This window comes from Amycolatopsis sp. WAC 01375, from assembly GCF_003947325.1.
Lineage (GTDB): Bacteria > Actinomycetota > Actinomycetes > Mycobacteriales > Pseudonocardiaceae > Amycolatopsis.
Map to the genome: position 1 here is coordinate 18,948 of NZ_QHHW01000066.1, position 17,869 is coordinate 36,816.

The 17,869-nt window shown below is 69.2% G+C and carries 13 protein-coding genes; 4 read left to right on the forward strand and 9 right to left on the reverse strand.

Features of this window, described 5'->3' with window-relative positions; translation table 11 throughout:
* Positions 1-67 precede the first annotated feature (67 nt).
* Positions 68-1,318 carry a S8 family peptidase gene (locus DL991_RS42175; protein ID WP_125789951.1) on the reverse strand — a complete coding sequence of 417 codons (1,251 nt, stop codon included), beginning with the start codon at positions 1,316-1,318 and terminating at the stop codon, positions 68-70.
* A 261-nt stretch (positions 1,319-1,579) separates the two neighbouring features.
* Between DL991_RS42175 and DL991_RS42180 the strand changes: the two genes are divergently transcribed.
* Positions 1,580-2,530 carry a hypothetical protein gene (locus DL991_RS42180; protein WP_199746631.1) on the forward strand — a complete coding sequence of 317 codons (951 nt, stop codon included), beginning with the start codon at positions 1,580-1,582 and terminating at the stop codon, positions 2,528-2,530.
* Here DL991_RS42180 and DL991_RS42185 read toward each other — a convergent pair.
* Positions 2,527-4,164, reverse strand: coding sequence for an acyl-CoA synthetase (locus tag DL991_RS42185; protein ID WP_125789953.1), 1,638 nt, complete (start codon positions 4,162-4,164; stop codon positions 2,527-2,529). The two genes, DL991_RS42180 and DL991_RS42185, sit on opposite strands and share 4 nt — an antisense overlap.
* Positions 4,165-4,314: 150 nt before the next feature.
* Between DL991_RS42185 and DL991_RS42190 the strand changes: the two genes are divergently transcribed.
* Positions 4,315-6,021 (forward strand): bifunctional 3'-5' exonuclease/DNA polymerase, encoded by a 1,707-nt coding sequence (locus tag DL991_RS42190; RefSeq protein ID WP_199754317.1) that lies wholly within the window; start codon positions 4,315-4,317, stop codon positions 6,019-6,021.
* Positions 6,022-6,541: 520 nt separating this feature from the next.
* Here DL991_RS42190 and hrpA read toward each other — a convergent pair.
* From hrpA to DL991_RS42220, 6 genes are all read right to left on the reverse strand, one after another.
* Positions 6,542-10,378, reverse strand: coding sequence for an ATP-dependent RNA helicase HrpA (hrpA, locus tag DL991_RS42195; RefSeq protein WP_233599328.1), 3,837 nt, complete (start codon positions 10,376-10,378; stop codon positions 6,542-6,544).
* Positions 10,379-10,571: 193 nt separating this feature from the next.
* Complete coding sequence (locus tag DL991_RS42200; protein WP_125789956.1) at positions 10,572-11,735, reverse strand: lactate 2-monooxygenase; 1,164 nt, start codon at positions 11,733-11,735, stop codon at positions 10,572-10,574.
* Positions 11,736-11,748: 13 nt separating this feature from the next.
* A complete protein-coding gene (locus DL991_RS42205; RefSeq protein ID WP_125789957.1) occupies positions 11,749-12,957 on the reverse strand; it encodes a cation:proton antiporter in 1,209 nt (402 codons plus the stop codon).
* Positions 12,958-13,000: 43 nt separating this feature from the next.
* Entirely contained in the window at positions 13,001-13,312 is a 312-nt protein-coding gene (locus tag DL991_RS42210) for a hypothetical protein (protein ID WP_125789958.1), read from the reverse strand.
* 49 nt (positions 13,313-13,361) lie between these two features.
* Positions 13,362-13,922: a GNAT family N-acetyltransferase gene (locus tag DL991_RS42215; RefSeq protein ID WP_125789959.1), complete on the reverse strand. Its 561-nt coding sequence runs from the start codon at positions 13,920-13,922 to the stop codon at positions 13,362-13,364.
* Positions 13,919-15,394, reverse strand: coding sequence for an APC family permease (locus DL991_RS42220; RefSeq protein ID WP_125789960.1), 1,476 nt, complete (start codon positions 15,392-15,394; stop codon positions 13,919-13,921). The genes DL991_RS42215 and DL991_RS42220 overlap by 4 nt, the downstream gene beginning before the upstream one ends.
* 188 nt (positions 15,395-15,582) lie before the next feature.
* On the opposite strand from DL991_RS42220, the gene DL991_RS42225 reads away from it, so the two are divergent.
* Together DL991_RS42225 and DL991_RS42230 are read left to right on the forward strand one after the other, a co-directional pair.
* The gene (locus tag DL991_RS42225) at positions 15,583-16,224 is read left to right on the forward strand and encodes a GPP34 family phosphoprotein (protein ID WP_125789961.1); all 642 of its coding nucleotides are present in this window, start codon (positions 15,583-15,585) and stop codon (positions 16,222-16,224) included.
* 19 nt (positions 16,225-16,243) lie between these two features.
* The gene (locus DL991_RS42230; RefSeq protein ID WP_125789962.1) at positions 16,244-17,425 is read left to right on the forward strand and encodes a trans-acting enoyl reductase family protein; all 1,182 of its coding nucleotides are present in this window, start codon (positions 16,244-16,246) and stop codon (positions 17,423-17,425) included.
* A gap of 3 nt (positions 17,426-17,428) precedes the next feature.
* Here DL991_RS42230 and DL991_RS42235 read toward each other — a convergent pair whose 3' ends face one another.
* On the reverse strand, positions 17,429-17,833 hold the full coding sequence (locus DL991_RS42235; protein ID WP_233599324.1) for a hypothetical protein: 405 nt from the start codon (positions 17,831-17,833) through the stop codon (positions 17,429-17,431).
* Between the last annotated feature and the right edge of the window lie 36 nt (positions 17,834-17,869).

The window sequence follows — 17,869 nt, forward strand, 5'->3', positions numbered from 1 at the left end:
GTACCCCTCGGACAGGGGCTGCCCCCGGCGCCTGGAGTACGCCGGGGGCAGCCTGTCCGAAAGGGTCTTACTTGACCTGGAGCAGCTTGTTCGCCGTTCCACCGGTCGGGTTGCTGATCTTGCCGTCCGCGGCGGCGCCGACCAGGCCTTCGGCGACCTGGGCCGGGGTGGCCTCAGGGTTCGCCGAGAGGTACAGCGCGGCGGCACCGGCGACGTGCGGCGCGGCCATCGAGGTACCGCTGATGGTGTTGGTGGCGTCGTCACCGGTCGCCCACGACGAGGTGATGTCGACACCCGGCGCGTACAGGTCCACGACCGAACCGTAGTTCGAGAAGCTGGCCTGCTTGTCGGTCTTGTCGCTGGCGGCCACCGTGATGGCCTCCTTCACCCTGGCGGGCGAAGTGGTGCCGGCGTCGGAGGACTCGTTGCCCGCCGCGAGCGCGAAGGTCACGCCCTTGTCGATGGCTCCCTTGACCGCCGCGTCCAGGGCGTCGTCCGCGCCGCCGCCCAGGCTCATGTTGGCGACCGACGGGCCCTTGGCGTTCGCCGCGACCCAGTCGACACCGGCGACGACACCCTCGGTGGTGCCGCTGCCGTTGGCGTCCAGCACGCGGACGCCGACGATCTTCACGCCCTTGGCAAGGCCGTGGTCCGTGCCGCCGATGGTGCCGGCGACGTGCGTGCCGTGACCGTGCTCGTCGTTGGGGGTGTCGTCGTTGTCGACGAAGTCCTTGCCGCCGGTCGCGCGGTCGCCGAAGTCCTTGTGCGAGCCGCGGACACCGGTGTCGATGACGTAGGCGGTGACGTTGTCGGCCTTCGTCGGGTAGGTGTACTTGGTGTCGAGCGGCAGGTCGGCCTGGTCGACGCGGTCGAGGCCCCACGACGGCGGGTTGTCCTGGGTCTCGCTGATCTTGAACTTCTTGTTCTGGACGACGTACGCGACCTGCGGGTCAGCGGCGAGACGCTTCGCGGCGGCCTCGTCGGCCTTGATCGAGAAGCCGTTCAGCGCCGAGCCGAACGTGCGGGACAGCGTGGTGCCGTACTGACCGGTGAGGCCCTGCGCCTTCGAGGCGACGTTCGCGGTGATCTCGCTCGCCGCGGCCACGCCCTGGCCGACCGCGGTGGGCTTGAGGACGACGATGTAGCTGCCGCCGACGGCGTTGGCCGCACCCGCGCCGCGGATCTCGCCCTGCTGGTCGGCGTTGGCGGCGCCCGCGCCGAACGTGGCGACCGCCGCGGTCACACCGGCGAGGGCGACTCCCGCCACCAGGCCACTACGGGTCTTTCGGGACTTCAGGTTCTTCCGGGACTTGCTCACTGGTTCCCTTCCTGCCGCGCCGTGCGGATCACCCGGGAGGATGATCGTTGCTGAGAGCCATGCAAGCCGGTGCGCTGGTGGCCGGGCAATGATTCACAGTTACCAGTACTAGGCCATCCGGAGTAACGGCGCTCGTCCGGAAAGTCGTTTTCTCCTGGCAGAAGGTGTCCCTGAAGCGTTACCTCAGACTGTTAAAGTTATTCGTGTTGTTATCAACCGGGCGGTGTCAGGGAACGGCAGACGGGGGCGGTCGGGCAGCATATGGTGGCGGGGAGCGCGGCGGACCGAGTGACCACGGACGATGAAGATCAGCCGCGTACCGCGTTCGCCACCGCGTTGAGATCGGCCATCGCCACCAGCGGCCTGAGCCTCGACCGTATCCAAGCCCGGCTGCTCGCGCGCGGCGCGTCGGTGAGCGTGACCGCGCTGAGTTACTGGCAATCGGGCAAACGTCAGCCGGAACGGCAGAGTTCGCTGTCCGCGGTCCGGGTCCTCGAAGAGGTCTTGGCGATCCCCGCCGGGTCGCTGCTCGGCCTGCTGCCGCCGCCGCGGCCGCGTGGAGCGTCGTCACGCCGCAGCCGGGCGACCACCGAGCAGCCGCTGACCTTTCCGCTCGAAGCGCTCCAGGCGTTGCTGGAGAAGGTCGGCGCGCCCAACGCGCTCGAACAACACCATCAGCTGAAGCTGGTCGGGCTGCACGACCTGTGCGAGATCGCGGAGGACGGCGGGCAACGCGCGGTGACCGCACGGGCGGTGTTCCAGGCGGGCGCGGACGGACAGGACCGCTGGCTGCTGGTCTACGCCCAGGGTGATCCGGAGGCCGGGCCGCCGGCGCTGAACACGCTGCGCAACTGTCACGTCGGCCGCGCCGAAGTCGACGACGAACACGGGCTCACGGTGGCCGAACTGCTCTTCGACCGGCCCATCGACCGCGGCGAGACGCATCTGATCGAGTACTCCCTCACCAATCCCGGGCCGCCGTATCCGGAATGCCGGAACACGCATTACCGCGAGTTCCGGCGTCCCGTCCGCGAATACCTGCTGGAGGTCCGGTTCGACCCGGGCACCGTCCCGGCGAAGTGCTGGCAGTACTCCAGGCAGGGGACGTCGCCGCTGGACCGGAAGGAACTGAAACCGGACCAGGGCAACGGTGTCCACGCCGTCGCGCTCGACTTCGGCCCCGGCGTCTTCGGCATCGACTGGGAGTACTAGTGCAGCTTGTTCCGCAGCACCTTCCCGGTCGCGTTGCGCGGTAGCTCGTCGAGGAACTCCACATCGCGCGGCACCTTGTACCGGGCGAGGTTGGCCCTCACGTAGTCCCGCACCCCCTCGACGTCCAGATCCGACTTCTCGGCCCGCACCACGAACGCCTTCAGCCGCTGCCCGAACTCGGGGTCCTCGACGCCGACGACCGCCGCTTCGAGCACGTCCTCGCGTTCGACCAGGAGGTTCTCCACCTCGATCGGGAAGACGTTCTCGCCGCCGGAGACGATCATTTCGTCGTCACGGCCGTCGATGAACAGCAGGCCGTCCTCGTCGAAGTGCCCGACGTCGCCGCTGGAGAGCAGCCCGTCGATGATCTCCTTGTTACGTCCGTCGGTGTAGCCCTGGAAGCTCAGCCCGCTGCCGACGAACACCCGGCCGGTGACCTGCGGCTCGGTGATCTTGCCGCCCTTTTCGTCGTACAGCGCGACCTTGCAGCCCACCGGCGCGCGGCCGACCGTGCCCGGCGCCTTGCGCCAGTCCTCGGGGGTCGCGACCGTCGCGACCGCGACCTCGGTCGAGCCGTAAAGGTTGTGCACGACGTCGCCGAACGCGGCGGTCGCGCGGTTCCCGAGGTCCGGGGACAGCGCGGAGCCGGCGACGAAGATGATCCGCAGGCACGAGGTGTCGTACTTGGCGCGGACCTCCTTCGGCAGATCGACGATCCGCTGGAGCATCGTCGGCACGAGGACCAGCGTGGTGCAGCGGTTCTCCGCGACGCCGCGCAGCGTCTCCTCCGGCACGAACTTGCGCCGCATGACGACCTTCGAACCGAGCGCGAAGGACAGGATGAACTGTGACAACCCGGTGCCGTGGAACAGCGGCGCGCCCATGTACGTCGCCTCGCCGGTCCGCAGCGGGATGCGGTCGAGGAACTGCGCGGAGGCCAGCGCGGAAGTGTGCGGCCGCGGAGCGCCCTTCGGCGTCCCGGTGGTGCCGCTGGTCAGCAAGATGAACCCGCCCGGTTTAGCGGGCGCGGGCCACGGACGGTCGTCGGTGCTGGCGACCAGTTCGGTGACGATCGGGATCTCGTGCCCGGAGAGCTCGGCGTCCGAATCGACCCACGCGAGGTAATGGTCGACGTCGCCCTCGACCGCGTCCAGCAGGTCGGTGAACTCCTGGTCGTACACGAGCGCCGTGACGCCTTCGCGTTTCGCGACGTCCGCGAGCTGCGGTTTGGCGAACCCGGTGTTCATCAGCAGCAGCTTCGCGCCGAGCTTGCCCGAGGCGAGCATCGTCAGCACGAGACCGCGGTGGTCGCGGCAGAGCGCGGCGATCACCGAGCCCGGGCCGAGGCCGCGTTCGGACCATGCCCTGGCCAGCGCGTTCGACTGCGTGTCGAGCTGCTTGAAGGTCAGCGGGCCGAGTTCGTCGATGATGCCGGTCGCGGTCGGGTCCCGGCGGGCGGCGATCATGTTCGCGCCGGCGAACGGACCCCACTTCCGCACCATGACCAGCGAACGCAGGCCCTCGTCGACCCGCGGGATGGGGAGCAGGCCCGCTTGGCGCATCACGTCGATGCTGCGCACGGTCTCGGTCACCTTGCCCGCCACCAGGGTGGCGAGGCCGGTGGGGTTTCTCATCCGGGCACCTCCGTTGCTGCTGCGGCGAGACACCATGCCGCCGGCGGTTCGCGTACCGGCGGTATGGGGTTGCTACTCGACAGTAGCCGACCGATAGCGCAGGCGCACTAGCCGTCTGGTGACAGAAATGTCGGGGGGAACCACCACAATGTGAGTGTGCAGGCGATCGCAGGTCAAGAGGAGGATGGCGACTTCACGATCGCTCTTTCCGGGCAGCCGCCGCGGCGGGGCATGAAGCTCCCGGAGTTCGTCGACGAGGTACGGAGCCTGGAGGCGGAGCACTCACCCCGTTGGGTGTTCCCGTCGGTCGAAGGGACGTACCCGGCGTTGATCAAGGCCGGCGTCCGGGTGCGGCGCTGTCATGACCTGGCGCTGACCGAGGGATTGCTCCTTGCCCACGAAGGCCGCCCGCAGGAGTCGCGGAGCCTGCGTGCCGCGCTGGCCAGGGCGAACGGACAGGAGGCGCCCGCCGACGAGCCGCCGCTCTGGGCCGAGGACGATCAGCCGACGCTGTTCGAGACACGCGGCCCGCGGCTGCCCTCCGGCGTCACGGTGCTCGACGCGGCGCGCCGGGTGCTGGCCGAGCAGGAGAAGCGGGTCGCCGTCACCGATCATCCGGAGCGGTTACGCCTGCTCTTCGCGGCGGAGTCGGCGAGCGCCCTGGCGGCGGCGGAGATGTCGGCCGACGGGCTGCCGTGGCGGGCCGACCTGCATTCGGCGTTGCTCGCCGACCAGCTCGGGCCCCGCGTCCCGGCCGGGCACCGGCCGAAGCGGCTGGTCGAGCTGGCGGCGAAGATCAGCGACGCGTTCGGCGGGCGGCCGGTCAACCCGGACGCCCCGGCCAGCGTCGTCCGGGCGCTCGGACGGGAGGGCATCGAGGTCACGTCGGCAAGGAAGTACCTGCTGCGCGACATCGACCACCCCGCCGTCCCGCCGCTGCTGGAATACAAGGAACTCGCTCGGCTGCATTCGGCCAACGGCTGGACGTGGCTCGACGAGTGGGTGCACGACGGCCGGTTCCGCCCGCATTACGTGGTCGGCGGGGTCGTTTCGGGTCGCTGGGCGAGCCGGGGCGGGGGCGCGCTGCAGATACCGAAGATCCTGCGGACCTGCGTCCGGGCCGATCCGGGCTGGAAACTGGTGGTCGCCGACGCCGCCCAGCTGGAGCCGCGGGTGCTGACGGCGTTGTCCGGAGACCGCAAACTGGCCGAAGTCGCCGCGGCCACGGATCTGTACGCGAGCCTCGCCGAGGCGATGTTCTCCGGAGTGCGCCGCGTGCCGGTGCCGGCCTGGGACGACAGGGACGACCGGGACCGCGCGAAGATCGCGATGCTGTCGGCGATGTACGGCGGTACGTCCGGCGAGGCGGGGCCACTGCTGGCGTTGCTGCGGACCAGGTTCCCCGACGCGGTGTCCTATGTGGAGCGTGCCGCGCAGGCGGGGGAACGCGGGGAGCGCGTCCGCTCGCGGCTGGGCCGCACGTCACCCGCGCCGTCGGAAGCCTGGCGCGCGCTGACCGGCGGCGTCGCGGAGGACGAGGCCGGTGAGCTCAAGGCCCGGCAGGCGTCCCGCAACTGGGGCCGCTTCACCCGCAACTTCGTCGTTCAGGCGAGCGCCGCGGACATGACCGCGATCCTGCTGGCGACCCTGCGGAGCAAGCTCCCCTCCCCCGCGCACCTGGTGTTCTTCCAGCACGACGAGGTACTGGTGCACACCCCGGCCGAGTTCGCCGACGAGGTCTCGCAGTCCATTGTGGACAGCATGACCGAGGCGGCGCGGATGATGTTCGGCCCCGCTTGCCCGGTCCGGTTCCCGCTGCACATCGCCGCCGTGGACACCTACGCCGACGCGAAGTGACCCCCTCCCGCAATTAGTCACCTACTTGCGCCGGTCGAGCCCTCGCGCGCCTGATTCGAGCCGCAAGTAGGTGACTAATTGCGGGAGGGTGGTGTCGTCCGGCCGATGGCGCGAGTTACGCCTTCAATCACGTGAGTTACGCCTTCGATCACGCGTGATCGCCGCCCAGTCACGTGAGTTCCGGCCTCCGTCACGGTGGCCACAGGACGGAGGGGCAACAACACGCGTGATTGAGCGCGCGACTCGCGTGATTGAAGGCGTAACTCGCGTGATTGAGCGCGCGACTCGCGTGATTGAAGGCGTAACTCGCGTGATTGAGCGCGCGACTCGCGGGATTGAAGGCGTAACTCGCGTGATTGAGCGCGCGACTCGCGTGATTGAAGGCGTAACTCGCGTGATTGAGCGCGCGACTCGCGTGATTGAAGGCGTAACTCGCGTGATTGAGCGCGCGACTCGCGTGATTGAAGGCGTAACTCGCGTGATGGGGCGCGGGACTCGCGTGAGCACCGCAAGTAGGTGACTAATTGCGGGGGGCGGCGGCGTCGTCGAGGGCCTTGATGACCCGTTTCAGGGAGACGGGGTGGGCGGTACCGAGTGTCTGGGCGAAGAAGCTGACCCGCAGTTCCTCGATCATCCACCGGATCTCCCGCAATGCGGGTGAGGAGGTGCCGGGCGGCAGGGTGTCGAGCGCCGACTGGTACTCGTTGCGGAGCCAGGCGATGTCGCCGGTGCGCTGGATGTCGCGAGTGGGCTCGGTCGGGAGTTTCTCCAGCCGCCGTTCGATCCCCCGCAGGTACCGGACGACGTGCTTCAGCCTGTCCTGCCCGGTTTCGGTGACGAAACCCTTGTGCACCAAGCCGTCCAGCTGCGTGCGGATGTCGGCGAGCGAATCCGCCGGGCCGCGGGTGTCGGCCAGCCGCGTTTCGACGTCGTTGGCCGCGCGCAGGATCTTCTCGACGTTGGCCAGCACGTCGAGCACTCCGGGGTTCAGCCCGGCGCGCACCTTTTCCAGCAGGACGGCGAAGCCGGCCTCGTCCCAGCGAGGGCCGCCGTTGTCGGTCACGAGCTTGTCGACGGCGCAGTCGACGCAGTCTTCGAGCAGCGCCGCCACGGAGCCGTGCGGGTTCCGGTTCAGCACGAGTTTCGACGAGTTGCCGAGGTTGCGGGTGATGAACTTCATCGGTGACGGCAGATTCAGCCGCAGCATCCGCCGCGTACCCGCCCACATCGACAGTTCCTGCTGCCCCGGCGTGTCCAGCAGCCGCACCGCGACGGTGCCGCCTTCGTCCACCAGCGCCGGATACGCCTTGACGTCGTGCCCGCGCTGCTTGCTCGCGAACACCTTCGGCAGCTCGCCGAACGCGGGTGTCGTCAGACCTTGGCGCTCGATGCTGTCGGCGGCCTTCGAGATCGTCGCGCGTACCTGGCCGCTCAAGTCCCGTTTGAGTGCCTCGACGTCCTTGCCCTCGGACACCTTCTTGCCGCGGACGTCGACCACGCGGAAGGTCGTCTTCAGATGTTCGGGGACGGCGGAGAGCTGCCAGGCGTCGTCGGGGATCACCACCCCACGCAACGCCTCCAGTTCGTCGGCCACCGCGTGCAGCAGCGGACCGTCGCCCGGGCCGACCCGCGACAGCACCAGTTTCGCGTGGTCGGGCGCCGGCACGAAGTTACGCCGGATCGCCTTGGGCAGCGACTTGATCAGCTGCGTCACCAGCTCTTCGCGCAGGCCCGGGACCTGCCAGTCGAAGCCCTCCGGGGTGACCTGGTTCAGCACCGGCAGCGGGATGTGCACGGTGACACCGTCCGCGTCCGCGCCCGGCTCGAACTGGTACGTGAGCTTGAAGGTCTGGCTGCCCTGTGTCCAGAAGTCGGGGTAGTCGGCCTCGCGGATGCTGCCCGCGGTCTCGTTGATGAGCATCGTCTTCTCGAAGCTCAGCAGGTCGGGCTCGGTGTGCCGCGCCTTCTTCCACCAGCTGTCGAAATGCCGTGCGGAGACGACGTCGGCCGGGACACGCTGGTCGTAGAACTCGAACAGCGTCTCGTCGTCGACCAGGATGTCACGGCGGCGAGCCCTGTTCTCCAGGTCTTCGACCTCGTCGAGCAGCGCGCGGTTCTCGCGGAAGAAGTGGTGCCTGGTCTCCCAGTCGCCTTCGACGAGCGCGTGCCGGATGAACAGCTCGCGGCTCACCTCGGGATCGATGCGGCCGTAGTTGACGCGGCGGTCGGCGACGAGCGGAACGCCGTACAGGGTCACCTTCTCGAGCGCCATCACCGCGCCCTGTTTGCGTTCCCAGTGCGGCTCGGAGTAGTTCCGCTTCACCACGTGGCCGGCGAGCGGCTCGACCCATTCCGGCTCGATCCGCGCGTTGACCCGGCCCCACAGGCGTGAGGTTTCGACCAGTTCGGCCGACATCACGAACCGCGGCTGCTTCTTGAACAGCGCCGAACCCGGGAACACCGAGAAGCGCGCCCCACGCGCGCCGAGATAATCGCCCTTGGCCGGATCCTTGAGGCCGACGTGCGACAGCAGCCCGGCGATCAGCGAGGTGTGCACCCGTTGCGGATCGGCCGGGCCGTCCGTGCTGAGGGTGATGCCGAGCGGTTTGGCCAGCTGACGCAGCTGGCTGAAGATGTCCTGCCACTCGCGGATGCGCAGGTAGTTCAGGTACTCGTTGCGGCACATCCGGCGGAACTGGCTGGTGGACAACGCCTTCTGCTGTTCGGTGACGTACTCCCACAGGTTCAGGTACGCCAGGAAGTCCGACGTCTTGTCCACGAACCGCGCGTGCTGCTCGTCCGCCGCCTGCTGCTTCTCCGCCGGCCGCTCACGCGGGTCCTGAATGGACAGTGCGGCGGCGATGATCATCACTTCGCGGACGCAGCCGTTGCGGGAGGCTTCCAGCACCATCCGCGCCATCCGCGGGTCGACCGGGAGCAGCGCGAGCTTGCGGCCGGTCTCGGTGAGCTTCTTGCCGTCGGACATCTCGAACGCGCCGAGCTCCTGCAGCAACTGGACACCGTCGGCGACCTGACGGCGATCCGGCGGCTCCACGAAGGGGAACGCCGCGATGTCGCCGAGGCCGAGCGAGGTCATCTGCAGGATGACCGACGCGAGGTTCGTCCGCAGGATCTCCGGATCGGTGAACTCGGGCCGGGCGTCGAAGTCGTCTTCGGAGTACAGCCGGATACAGATACCGTCGGACGTCCGGCCGCAGCGGCCCTTGCGCTGGTTCGCCGACGCCTGCGACACCGGCTCGATCGGCAGCCGCTGCACCTTGGTGCGGTGGCTGTAGCGCGAGATGCGCGCGGTGCCGGGGTCGACGACGTACTTGATACCCGGCACGGTCAGCGACGTCTCGGCGACGTTCGTGGCGAGTACGACGCGGCGCCCGGTGTGCCGCTGGAACACCCGATGCTGGTCCGACGACGAAAGCCGGGCGTACAGCGGCAGGATCTCGGTGTTCCTGAGGTCCTGTTTGGACAGGGCGTCCGCGGCGTCGCGGATCTCCCGCTCGCCGGAGAGGAACACCAGGATGTCGCCCGGTCCCTCGTGCTGGAGTTCGTCGACGGCGTCGCAGATGGCCTGCGTCTGGTCGCGATCGGAGTCGGCGTCCGGGTCGTCGGGGTCGATGATCGGCCGGTAGCGGACCTCGACCGGATACGTCCGGCCGGAGACCTCCACGATCGGCGCGTCATCGAAATGCTTGGAGAAGCGCTCCGGATCGATCGTCGCCGAGGTGATGATCACCTTGAGGTCGGGGCGGCGCGGCAGGAGCTGTTTGACGTAGCCGAGGATGAAGTCGATGTTGAGGCTGCGCTCGTGCGCCTCGTCGATGATCAGCGTGTCGTACTGGCGCAGCATCCGGTCGGTCTGGATCTCGGCGAGCAGGATGCCGTCCGTCATCAGCTTGACCAGCGTGTCCTGGCCGGAGTGGTCGGTGAACCGGACCTTGTAGCCGACGGCCTCGCCGAGTTCGGTGTTCAGCTCGGAGGCGATGCGGTCGGCGACCGTGCGCGCGGCCAGCCGCCTCGGCTGCGTGTGCCCGATCTGGCCGCGGACGCCGCGGCCGAGTTCGAGGCAGATCTTCGGCAGCTGGGTCGTCTTCCCGGAGCCTGTCTCCCCCGCGACGATCACCACCTGGTGGTCGCGGATGGCGTCGGCGATCTCGTCCTTGCGCTGGCTGACGGGCAGCTCTTCGGGGAACGAGATCTTCGGGACGTTGTCGCGCCGGCGGGTGACCCGCAGTTCGGCGGCCTCGATGTCGGCCTCGATCTGCGCGGCGAGCGACTCGGCGTTACGCGCTTTCCGGGCACCGTCGAGCCTGCGCCGGAGGCGATGCTCGTCGCGCGACATGAGTTCGGGCAGTCGAGCGCGCAGGGCGCCGAGCGGGGAAGGTTGAGAAGCCATGACCGGCACCAGGATAGCCGTGCGTCACGATCCCGGCCTCCGAATATCCCGCACGTCACCACTACCGCCGCAATTCGTCACCTGCTTGCGGTGGTTCGCCCTGCGAACTACCGCAAGCAGGTGACGAATTGCGGGGAGGTCAGGAGCGCGTGAGGGAGCCGGGGGTGAGGTCGGCCAGGGTCCGGTGCCCGGACAGGCCCATGGTCAGGTCGAGGTCGGCGAGCAGGCTCCGCAGCACATGCCGGACGCCGTCCTCCCCCGCGTGCGCCAGGCCGTACACCCACGGCCGCCCCACCAGCACGGCCTTCGCCCCGAGCGCGAGCGCCTTGGCGATGTCGGCGCCGGTGCGGATGCCGGAGTCGAACAGGATCTCGAGCCGGTCGCCGACCGCGGCCACGATCTCCGGGAGCGCGTCGAGCGAGGCGATCGCGCCGTCGACCTGGCGGCCGCCGTGGTTGGACACGACGATCCCGTCCATCCCGGCCTCGACGGCGCGGCGCGCGTCGTCAGGGTGCTGGATGCCCTTGAGCACGATCGGCCCGTCCCAGTGCTCACGCAGGAACGGCAGCCGGTCCCAGGTGCTGTCCGTGCCGGTGATCATCGAGATCCAGCGCAGGATCGCGGTGGGCGGATCTTCTTCGGGCGTCTTCTCCAGCAGACCGCGGAACACCGGGTCGCTCAGCGGGACGCCGAGCCCGATGCCCTTGATGAACGGCAGGTACGCGTGGTCGAGGTCGTTCGGGCGCCACGCGAGCGTCCAGGTGTCGAGCGTGACCACGAGCGTGGTGAAGCCCGCGGCCTTCGCTCGCGCCAGGATGCTCGCGCAGACCTCGTTGTCCGTCGGCCAGTACAGCTGGAACCAGCGCGGCCCCTCGCCACTGGCCTCGGCGACGTCCTCGATGCTCGTGGACGACGCCGTCGACATGACGTACGGCAGGCCGACCGACGCCGCCGCGCGAGCGGCCGCCGGTTCGGCGCCCTCGTGCACGATCGACTGGACACCGACCGGCGCCATCAGCACCGGCGCCGGCACCGGCGTCCCCAGCACCGTCGTCGACAGATCGCGTTCGGTGGCGCCGGTGAGCATCCGGGGCACCAGGCGCCAGCGGTCGAACGCCTCCCGGTTGGCGCGGGCCGTTGCGCCGGAACCGGCCGAGCCCGCGACGTACCAGAACGGCCCCGGCTCGAGGATCTCCCGCGCCGACTCCTCCAGCTTCGTGGCGTCGGTGGAGCAGGGCGGGAGGGTCCCGCCGAGCCCCTGCAGGTAGATCTCGTTCTGGTAGCCGCCGAACCGTTCCGTCACCCAGGCCTCCTCGTCACGTCGCCCTGGCCGGCTCTTCGCGGCGGGTCGAGTCTCGGACGATACCCGCCGGTAGCAACCAGGTGAGTTTCTCCGAGCGGATGACCGCGATCGGGCCGATCACGGCCAGCAGCAGGACGTAACCCGCGACGAACGGCGCGACCCGCGAGTCCAGCCCGGCGGCGGTCGCCATCGCGGCGAGCACCAGCGAGAACTCGCCGCGGGTGAGCACGGTCAGTCCGATGTTCACCCCGGACTGGCGATCGAACCCGTTCAGCCGCGCGGCGAGCGCGCCCGCGCCAAGGTTCAGCACGATCGTCAGCGCCACCGCGATCAGTACCGGCACGACCACCGAACCGACCGCGTTCGGGTCGATGCTGAGTCCGAAGATGAAGAAGAACAGCGCGCCGAACGCGTCCCGCAGCGGGAGTACCAGTTTGTGGATCCGCGGCGCGACCTTCGACCCGCCGAGCATCATGCCGACCATGAACGCGCCGATGGCGTCGGACACCCCGACCTCTTCGGCGACGGCGGCGCCCATGACCGCGACACCGACGAAGCAGACCGTCAGCAGTTCGTCGTCGGCCGAACCGAACAGCTTCGACACCACGCGGCCGCCCCAGCGGGCGAGCGCGGCCATCACGAGCAGGAACCCGAAGGCCTTGCCGAAGTCGGCCATCGCCGAACCGAAGCTCCCGGCGCCGGACAACACCGGCTGCAGCAACGCCAGGTACAGCGCGAGGAACAGGTCCTCGATCACGATGATGCCCATGATCAGCCGGGATTCGGGATTGTTCATCCGGCGGGATTCGAGCAGGAGTTTCGTGACGATCGCCGACGACGAGATACCGATGGCCCCGGCGATGACCAGCGCTTCCCTGGTCCCCCAGCCCAGCAGGAAGCCGAAGCCGAGCCCGCCGCCGATGTTGAGGATCAGGTAGATCAGCCCGGACCAGACTAGTTTGCGCCCGCCCTTGGCCAGGTCGTCGAGGGAGAATTCGAGGCCGAGGTAGAACAGGAGGAAGACGAGACCCAGCCCGGCGAGCACACCGAGCTCAGCCGGATCGTCCACAAGGGACAGTCCGGGGGTGTTGGGGCCGAAGACGAAACCGGCCAGCATGAACAGGGGGATGGTCGGCAGCCCGATGCGGGCGCCCGCTCTGGCGATGACACCGGCGGCGAGGAACGCCCCGCCGACGGCCAGCAGGGCATGACCGGAACTCATGGAGACCTCCGATGGATGGCTGATGCGGCGATGTGGGAACCGATCAGCGCGGAGGTGCCCGTGCGGGCGCCTGGGGCACCGCACGGGTGACGACGACGGGTTCGCCCTGCTCAGGGGCGTCGCCGGCGTCGGGGAGGTCGACGGTCGCCGTTTCGGCGGGTACGTCGGCGAGGGGAACGGCTTGCCCGCCGTGGAAGGCGGGCAGCGGATGGGTCGCGAAGACGGCGACCGGATCTTCCGTCGCCGCCCGGCCGTGCCCGTGGGGAACGGTCGGCGTGACGAAGGCGAAGACGAGCAAGATCAGAAGAAAGAAGACGGAACGGTGCCGTGGTGTGGGGGCACGGTTCGTCGTCATCTGGCCGCTACTTTACCAGTCCTTTATAGACAAATCGACGAGGGATCCGTCACGGCTCCCGCCACATGGGCAGCATCGGCGGCCCGCCCTCGGCCGCGAACGCCGGGCCGTGATCGCGGAAACCCAGCCGCCGGTACAGTTTCGCGCTCTCCGAACTACTGGCCTCCAGGTACGCGGGCACCGTGCCATACCTGTCGAGCCCGTGCTTCAGCAGCCGCGCGCCGATCCCCTGCCGCTGCGCGCTCTTGCGGACGCCGACGAACTGCGCGTGGTGGTATTCGCCGCCGGGGGCGCGCTCGGTCATCAACTCGAACAACGCCGCGAGCCTGCCGAGTTCTTCCTCGGTGAGCCCGGCGAACGCGTCACCGTCCATGTCCTCCTCACCGCCGGGCGACCAGAGGACGGCGGCGGACAGGTCTCCGGCGACGTCGACGTGGCCGCCCGCGTCCAGTGTCCCGAGCAGGACCGCCCGGTGGAAGATCGGCAGCGCCACCGCGCGGCGCTCGTCACCGGGAAAGACCCAGGCGCTCACGGGGTCGTCGTGGAAGGCCTCGGACAGCACGTCGACCACGGTGTCCATTTCGGACGGTTCGGCGGCGCGGACGATCATCGGACCGCCCTGAGCCGGACGGGTTCGGCGTCCTCGTCTTCGGGTGGACCGCCGATGGCGGCGTACGTGCCGGGATCCTTGGTCCGCAACACTTCCGCGCGCAGGAAACCGACCAGTGCCGCGACGAGCACGAGACCGGGCAGGCCCCAGCGCAACAGGAACGTCCCGGCAGGCCCGAGCAGCAGGTCGAAGTTGACCAGGATCAGCGCGAGGACGGCCGACAACGCGAGGATCGCCAGCCCCGGCGCGATCCACCGGCGCCAGGCGTTTTCGGCGTGACGGCGCCGTTTGAAAAAGCCGATCACCGAAAGCGAGACGGCGATCATGATCACCACGACGCCGGTGGACGCCGTCGTGCCGAGCCAGGTGAACAGTTCGGTCACCGGGTCGCGGTCCGCGATCGCGAACAGCGACACGACCGCCAGCGCGAGCGCGGTCTGCGTGAGCGAACCGGCCACCGGCGCGCCGGTGCGTTTGCTGGTCTTGGCCAGCGAGCGCGGCAGCAGCCCTTCCCTGCCCAGCGCGAAGAAGTACCGGGCGACCGCGTTGTGGAAGCTCAGCAGCGCCGCGCACTGCCCGGTCACGAACAGTGTGTACGCGACGTCGGAGAACGTGCCACCGAGATGCTCGCCCGCCAGGTTGAACAGCAGGTCCGGGCCCTGGGCGGCCGCGGCGGTGACGATGACGTCCGGCCCGGTGCCCACGGCGAGCGCGAGCGACGAGACGACGTAGAGCACCGCGGTGAGACCGATCGCCGCGAACGTCGCCCGGCCGACCGTGCGGCTGGGTTCCCGCGTCTCCTCGCCGTAGGTCGCCGCGCCCTCGAAGCCGATGAACGCGGCGGCGGAGAACGCGAACACCGCGCCCACACCGGTCGTGAACAGGCTCGACGGTTCCAGCGGGACCCAGGAGACACTGCCGCCCGCCGGATTCGCGAACAACGCGATGTCGACGATCGCGACGACGGCGACCTCGAGGCACAGCGCCACCCCGAGCACCTTGGCGTTCAGGTCGATCCGGAGGACACCGAGCGCGCCGACGATCAGCACCATCACCAGCGCGCACAGCCACCACGGCGGCGGGGATCCGGTGAGGGTGCCCAGCCACGTCGACACCGACCAGCCGAACAGGCCGTAGATGCTGATCTGGATGGCGTTGTAGGAGAACAGCGTGACGAACGCGATCCCGGCGCCGGTGGATTTGCCGACGCCGTTGGCGACGTAGGGATAGAACGCGCCCGCGTTGGTGATGTAGCGGCTCATCGTGGAGTAGCCGACCGCGAACAACCCCAGGATCGGGGCGAGCAGGAGGAACGACAGCGGCACCCCGACACTGCCGGTGACCGCGTAGTTCGTCGGGACCCCGCCCGCGATGGCGAAGAGCGGACCCACCGCGGCCACCACGAAGAAGACGATCTGCGCGGCTCCGAGCCGTCGATGGCCGAGACCGCGCCGCGGTCTTTGCGTACCCATGAACCGTCCCCCCGGACGTCGGTTTGGCGCTGAAGGCTCTTGATCTTGCGAGAGCCATCCCACCCTAGGGCCGGGCACCCCGGCGAGGTACGTCCGTTCAGGCTAAAAACGGACCTCGGCTCGCAGTGGTACACCCGGTACCGCTACCTTGGCCGTCCCGCACCACAACGCCGGAGGGCGTGCCATTCATGCGTCGGCTGACCTTGGTCGATTCCCTGTTCTTCCTCGCCCACGACGAGTTCACCGGAAAACCCGCGCTGCGCCGCACGGGGCTCGGCATCGGAATGGCCGGTTCCGCGCTCTGCGATCTCCTCCTCGCCGAGCGGATCACCGTGGAACGCAAGCGAATCCGCCCGCTGACCCGGCGCGGTCTCGCGCATCCACCGCTGGATCGGGTGTTTTCGGAAATCCTCCGCGAACGCGAGCCGCAGACCGTCCGGGAATGGGTCACCCACCTGCGTCACGAACTGGGTGAAACGGTCGCGGAGAATCTGCTCGCCGCGGGCGTGATCGACCGTGAGACCGACCGGATGCTCATGCGGAAGAATCACCGGTACCCGCCGCGGGATCTGCTGATGTCGACGGCCGCGCGCAGCAAGTCGAGGGCGGCCGTCCTCGGCACCGAACAGCCGGATCCGCATTCGGTCTGCCTGGCCCTGCTGGCCTGGACCATCGGTCTCGACGACTTCTGCGAACCGGAACTCGACCGCGCCGGCCTGCGGACCTGGGCCGAGTCCACGCACCGGGACCTCCCGAGGGCGCTCGCCGAGCTGATCACGGGGGTGGACGCGGTGAGCGCCGCCGTCGTCTACACCGGCGACAGGCGTTGATCGGCGGTAGCCTCACGCCATGCCCACCGACCGTGACCACGACGTCGTCCTGTTCGGCGCCACCGGGTTCACCGGTGGCCTGACGGCGGAATATCTCGCCCGCGCCGCCCCGCCCGGTCTGCGCCTCGCGGTGGCCGGACGTGATCCGGTCAAGCTGGAAGCGTTGCGGGAAAGGCTTTTCTCGATCAACCCGGGGCTCTCCGGGTTGTCGTTGTTGCGAGCCGATGTCTCCGACGCGGACTCGCTGCGGAAGGTCGCGGAGTCCGCGAAGGTCGTCGCTACCACTGTCGGCCCGTACGTCCACTACGGAGAGCCGCTGGTCGCCGCGTGCGCCGAAGCCGGGACCGACTACGCCGATCTGTGCGGCGAGCCCGAGTTCGTCGACAAGATGTATGTCGCCCACCATGCCCGCGCCGTCGAAACCGGCGCCCGGCTGGTGCACGCGTGCGGATTCGATTCGATCCCGCACGACCTCGGCGCCCTCTTCACCGTTTCTCAATTGCCGCAAGGGAAACCGATCCGGATCGACGGTTACGTGCGCGCCGGCGCGATGCCGTCGGGTGGCACCTTCCTTTCGGCGCTGACGGCGTTTTCGCGGCTGCCGTCGAGTTTCCGTGCCGCGCGGGACCGCGCGGCGGCCGAACCACGACCCGACGGCCGCCGGGGGCGAGCCACGCTCGGCACCCCGCACCGCAACCCCGACGGTTTCTGGGCGGTGCCGCTGCCGACCATCGACCCGATGATCGTCGAGCGGTCCGCCGCGGCACTCCCCGCGTACGGCCCCGACTTCACGTACCGGCATTTCGCGGCGGTCAAACGGCTTCCGGTGGTGGCCGCCGGTGCCGCCGGGATGGGTCTCGTCTTCGCCGCCGCCCAGATCCCGCCCGCGCGGCGGGCACTGTCGAAACTGGTGAAGCCCGGCGGCGGCCCGGACGAGCAGCGGCGCGCGCGGTCGTGGTTCTCCGTGCGGTTCCACGCCGAAAGCGGCGGTGAACGCGTCGTGACCGAGGTGTCCGGCGGTGACCCAGGTTACGGCGAGACGGCGAAGATGCTCGGCGAGTCCGCCCTGTGCCTGGCGCTGGACGACCTGCCCGCGACGGCCGGGCAGGTCACCACGGCGACCGCGATGGGGCAGGCTCTGATCGACAGGCTGAGTGAAGCGGGCCTGCGGTTCGCGACACTGCCCCACCACGCCGGCTGAGGACTAGCCCGCCGCGACCGAAGACAGGTGCGCCCACGGGTTCGCGGCCTTGAGGCCGGTGAAGGTGAACTTCTGATTCGTGCCCTTGGGGCAGGCCTTCCGGCTGCTGTCCCAGCGGTTCTCGCTCGGCCAGTACACCTTGAGCACGATGCAGCGGTTGTCGGACGCACTGTCGTAGACCTTGCCCTTGATCGTGACGGTGTTCCCGCTGCAGCTCACCCAGAACTCGGTCCACCCGCCGGGAATGGCCTCGTTGAACTGGAAGTCCCGGCACTTCAGCTGCCAGCTCTTGGTCGCCGCCGCGGAAACCTCCCCGCCGGCCGCCGCGGTGGCGGGAGTGGCCGCGAACAGCGACCCGAACGCCATCAACGCACCCGTGGCGGCGAGACCGAATTTCCTGATGTTCATGTTCATCCCCTCAGTAGTGGACCCTGCTCCACGAAC

Coding starts and splice junctions, on each gene's coding strand:
- DL991_RS42180 (WP_199746631.1), top strand. CDS start 1,580: ATGGTGGCGGGGAGCGCGGCGGACCGAGTGACCACGGACGATGAAGAT.
- DL991_RS42185 (WP_125789953.1), bottom strand. CDS start 4,164: ATGAGAAACCCCACCGGCCTCGCCACCCTGGTGGCGGGCAAGGTGACC.
- hrpA (WP_233599328.1), bottom strand. CDS start 10,378: ATGTCGCGCGACGAGCATCGCCTCCGGCGCAGGCTCGACGGTGCCCGG.
- DL991_RS42205 (WP_125789957.1), bottom strand. CDS start 12,957: ATGAGTTCCGGTCATGCCCTGCTGGCCGTCGGCGGGGCGTTCCTCGCC.
- DL991_RS42210 (WP_125789958.1), bottom strand. CDS start 13,312: ATGACGACGAACCGTGCCCCCACACCACGGCACCGTTCCGTCTTCTTT.
- DL991_RS42215 (WP_125789959.1), bottom strand. CDS start 13,922: ATGATCGTCCGCGCCGCCGAACCGTCCGAAATGGACACCGTGGTCGAC.
- DL991_RS42220 (WP_125789960.1), bottom strand. CDS start 15,394: ATGGGTACGCAAAGACCGCGGCGCGGTCTCGGCCATCGACGGCTCGGA.
- DL991_RS42225 (WP_125789961.1), top strand. CDS start 15,583: ATGCGTCGGCTGACCTTGGTCGATTCCCTGTTCTTCCTCGCCCACGAC.
- DL991_RS42230 (WP_125789962.1), top strand. CDS start 16,244: ATGCCCACCGACCGTGACCACGACGTCGTCCTGTTCGGCGCCACCGGG.
- DL991_RS42235 (WP_233599324.1), bottom strand. CDS start 17,833: ATGAACATCAGGAAATTCGGTCTCGCCGCCACGGGTGCGTTGATGGCG.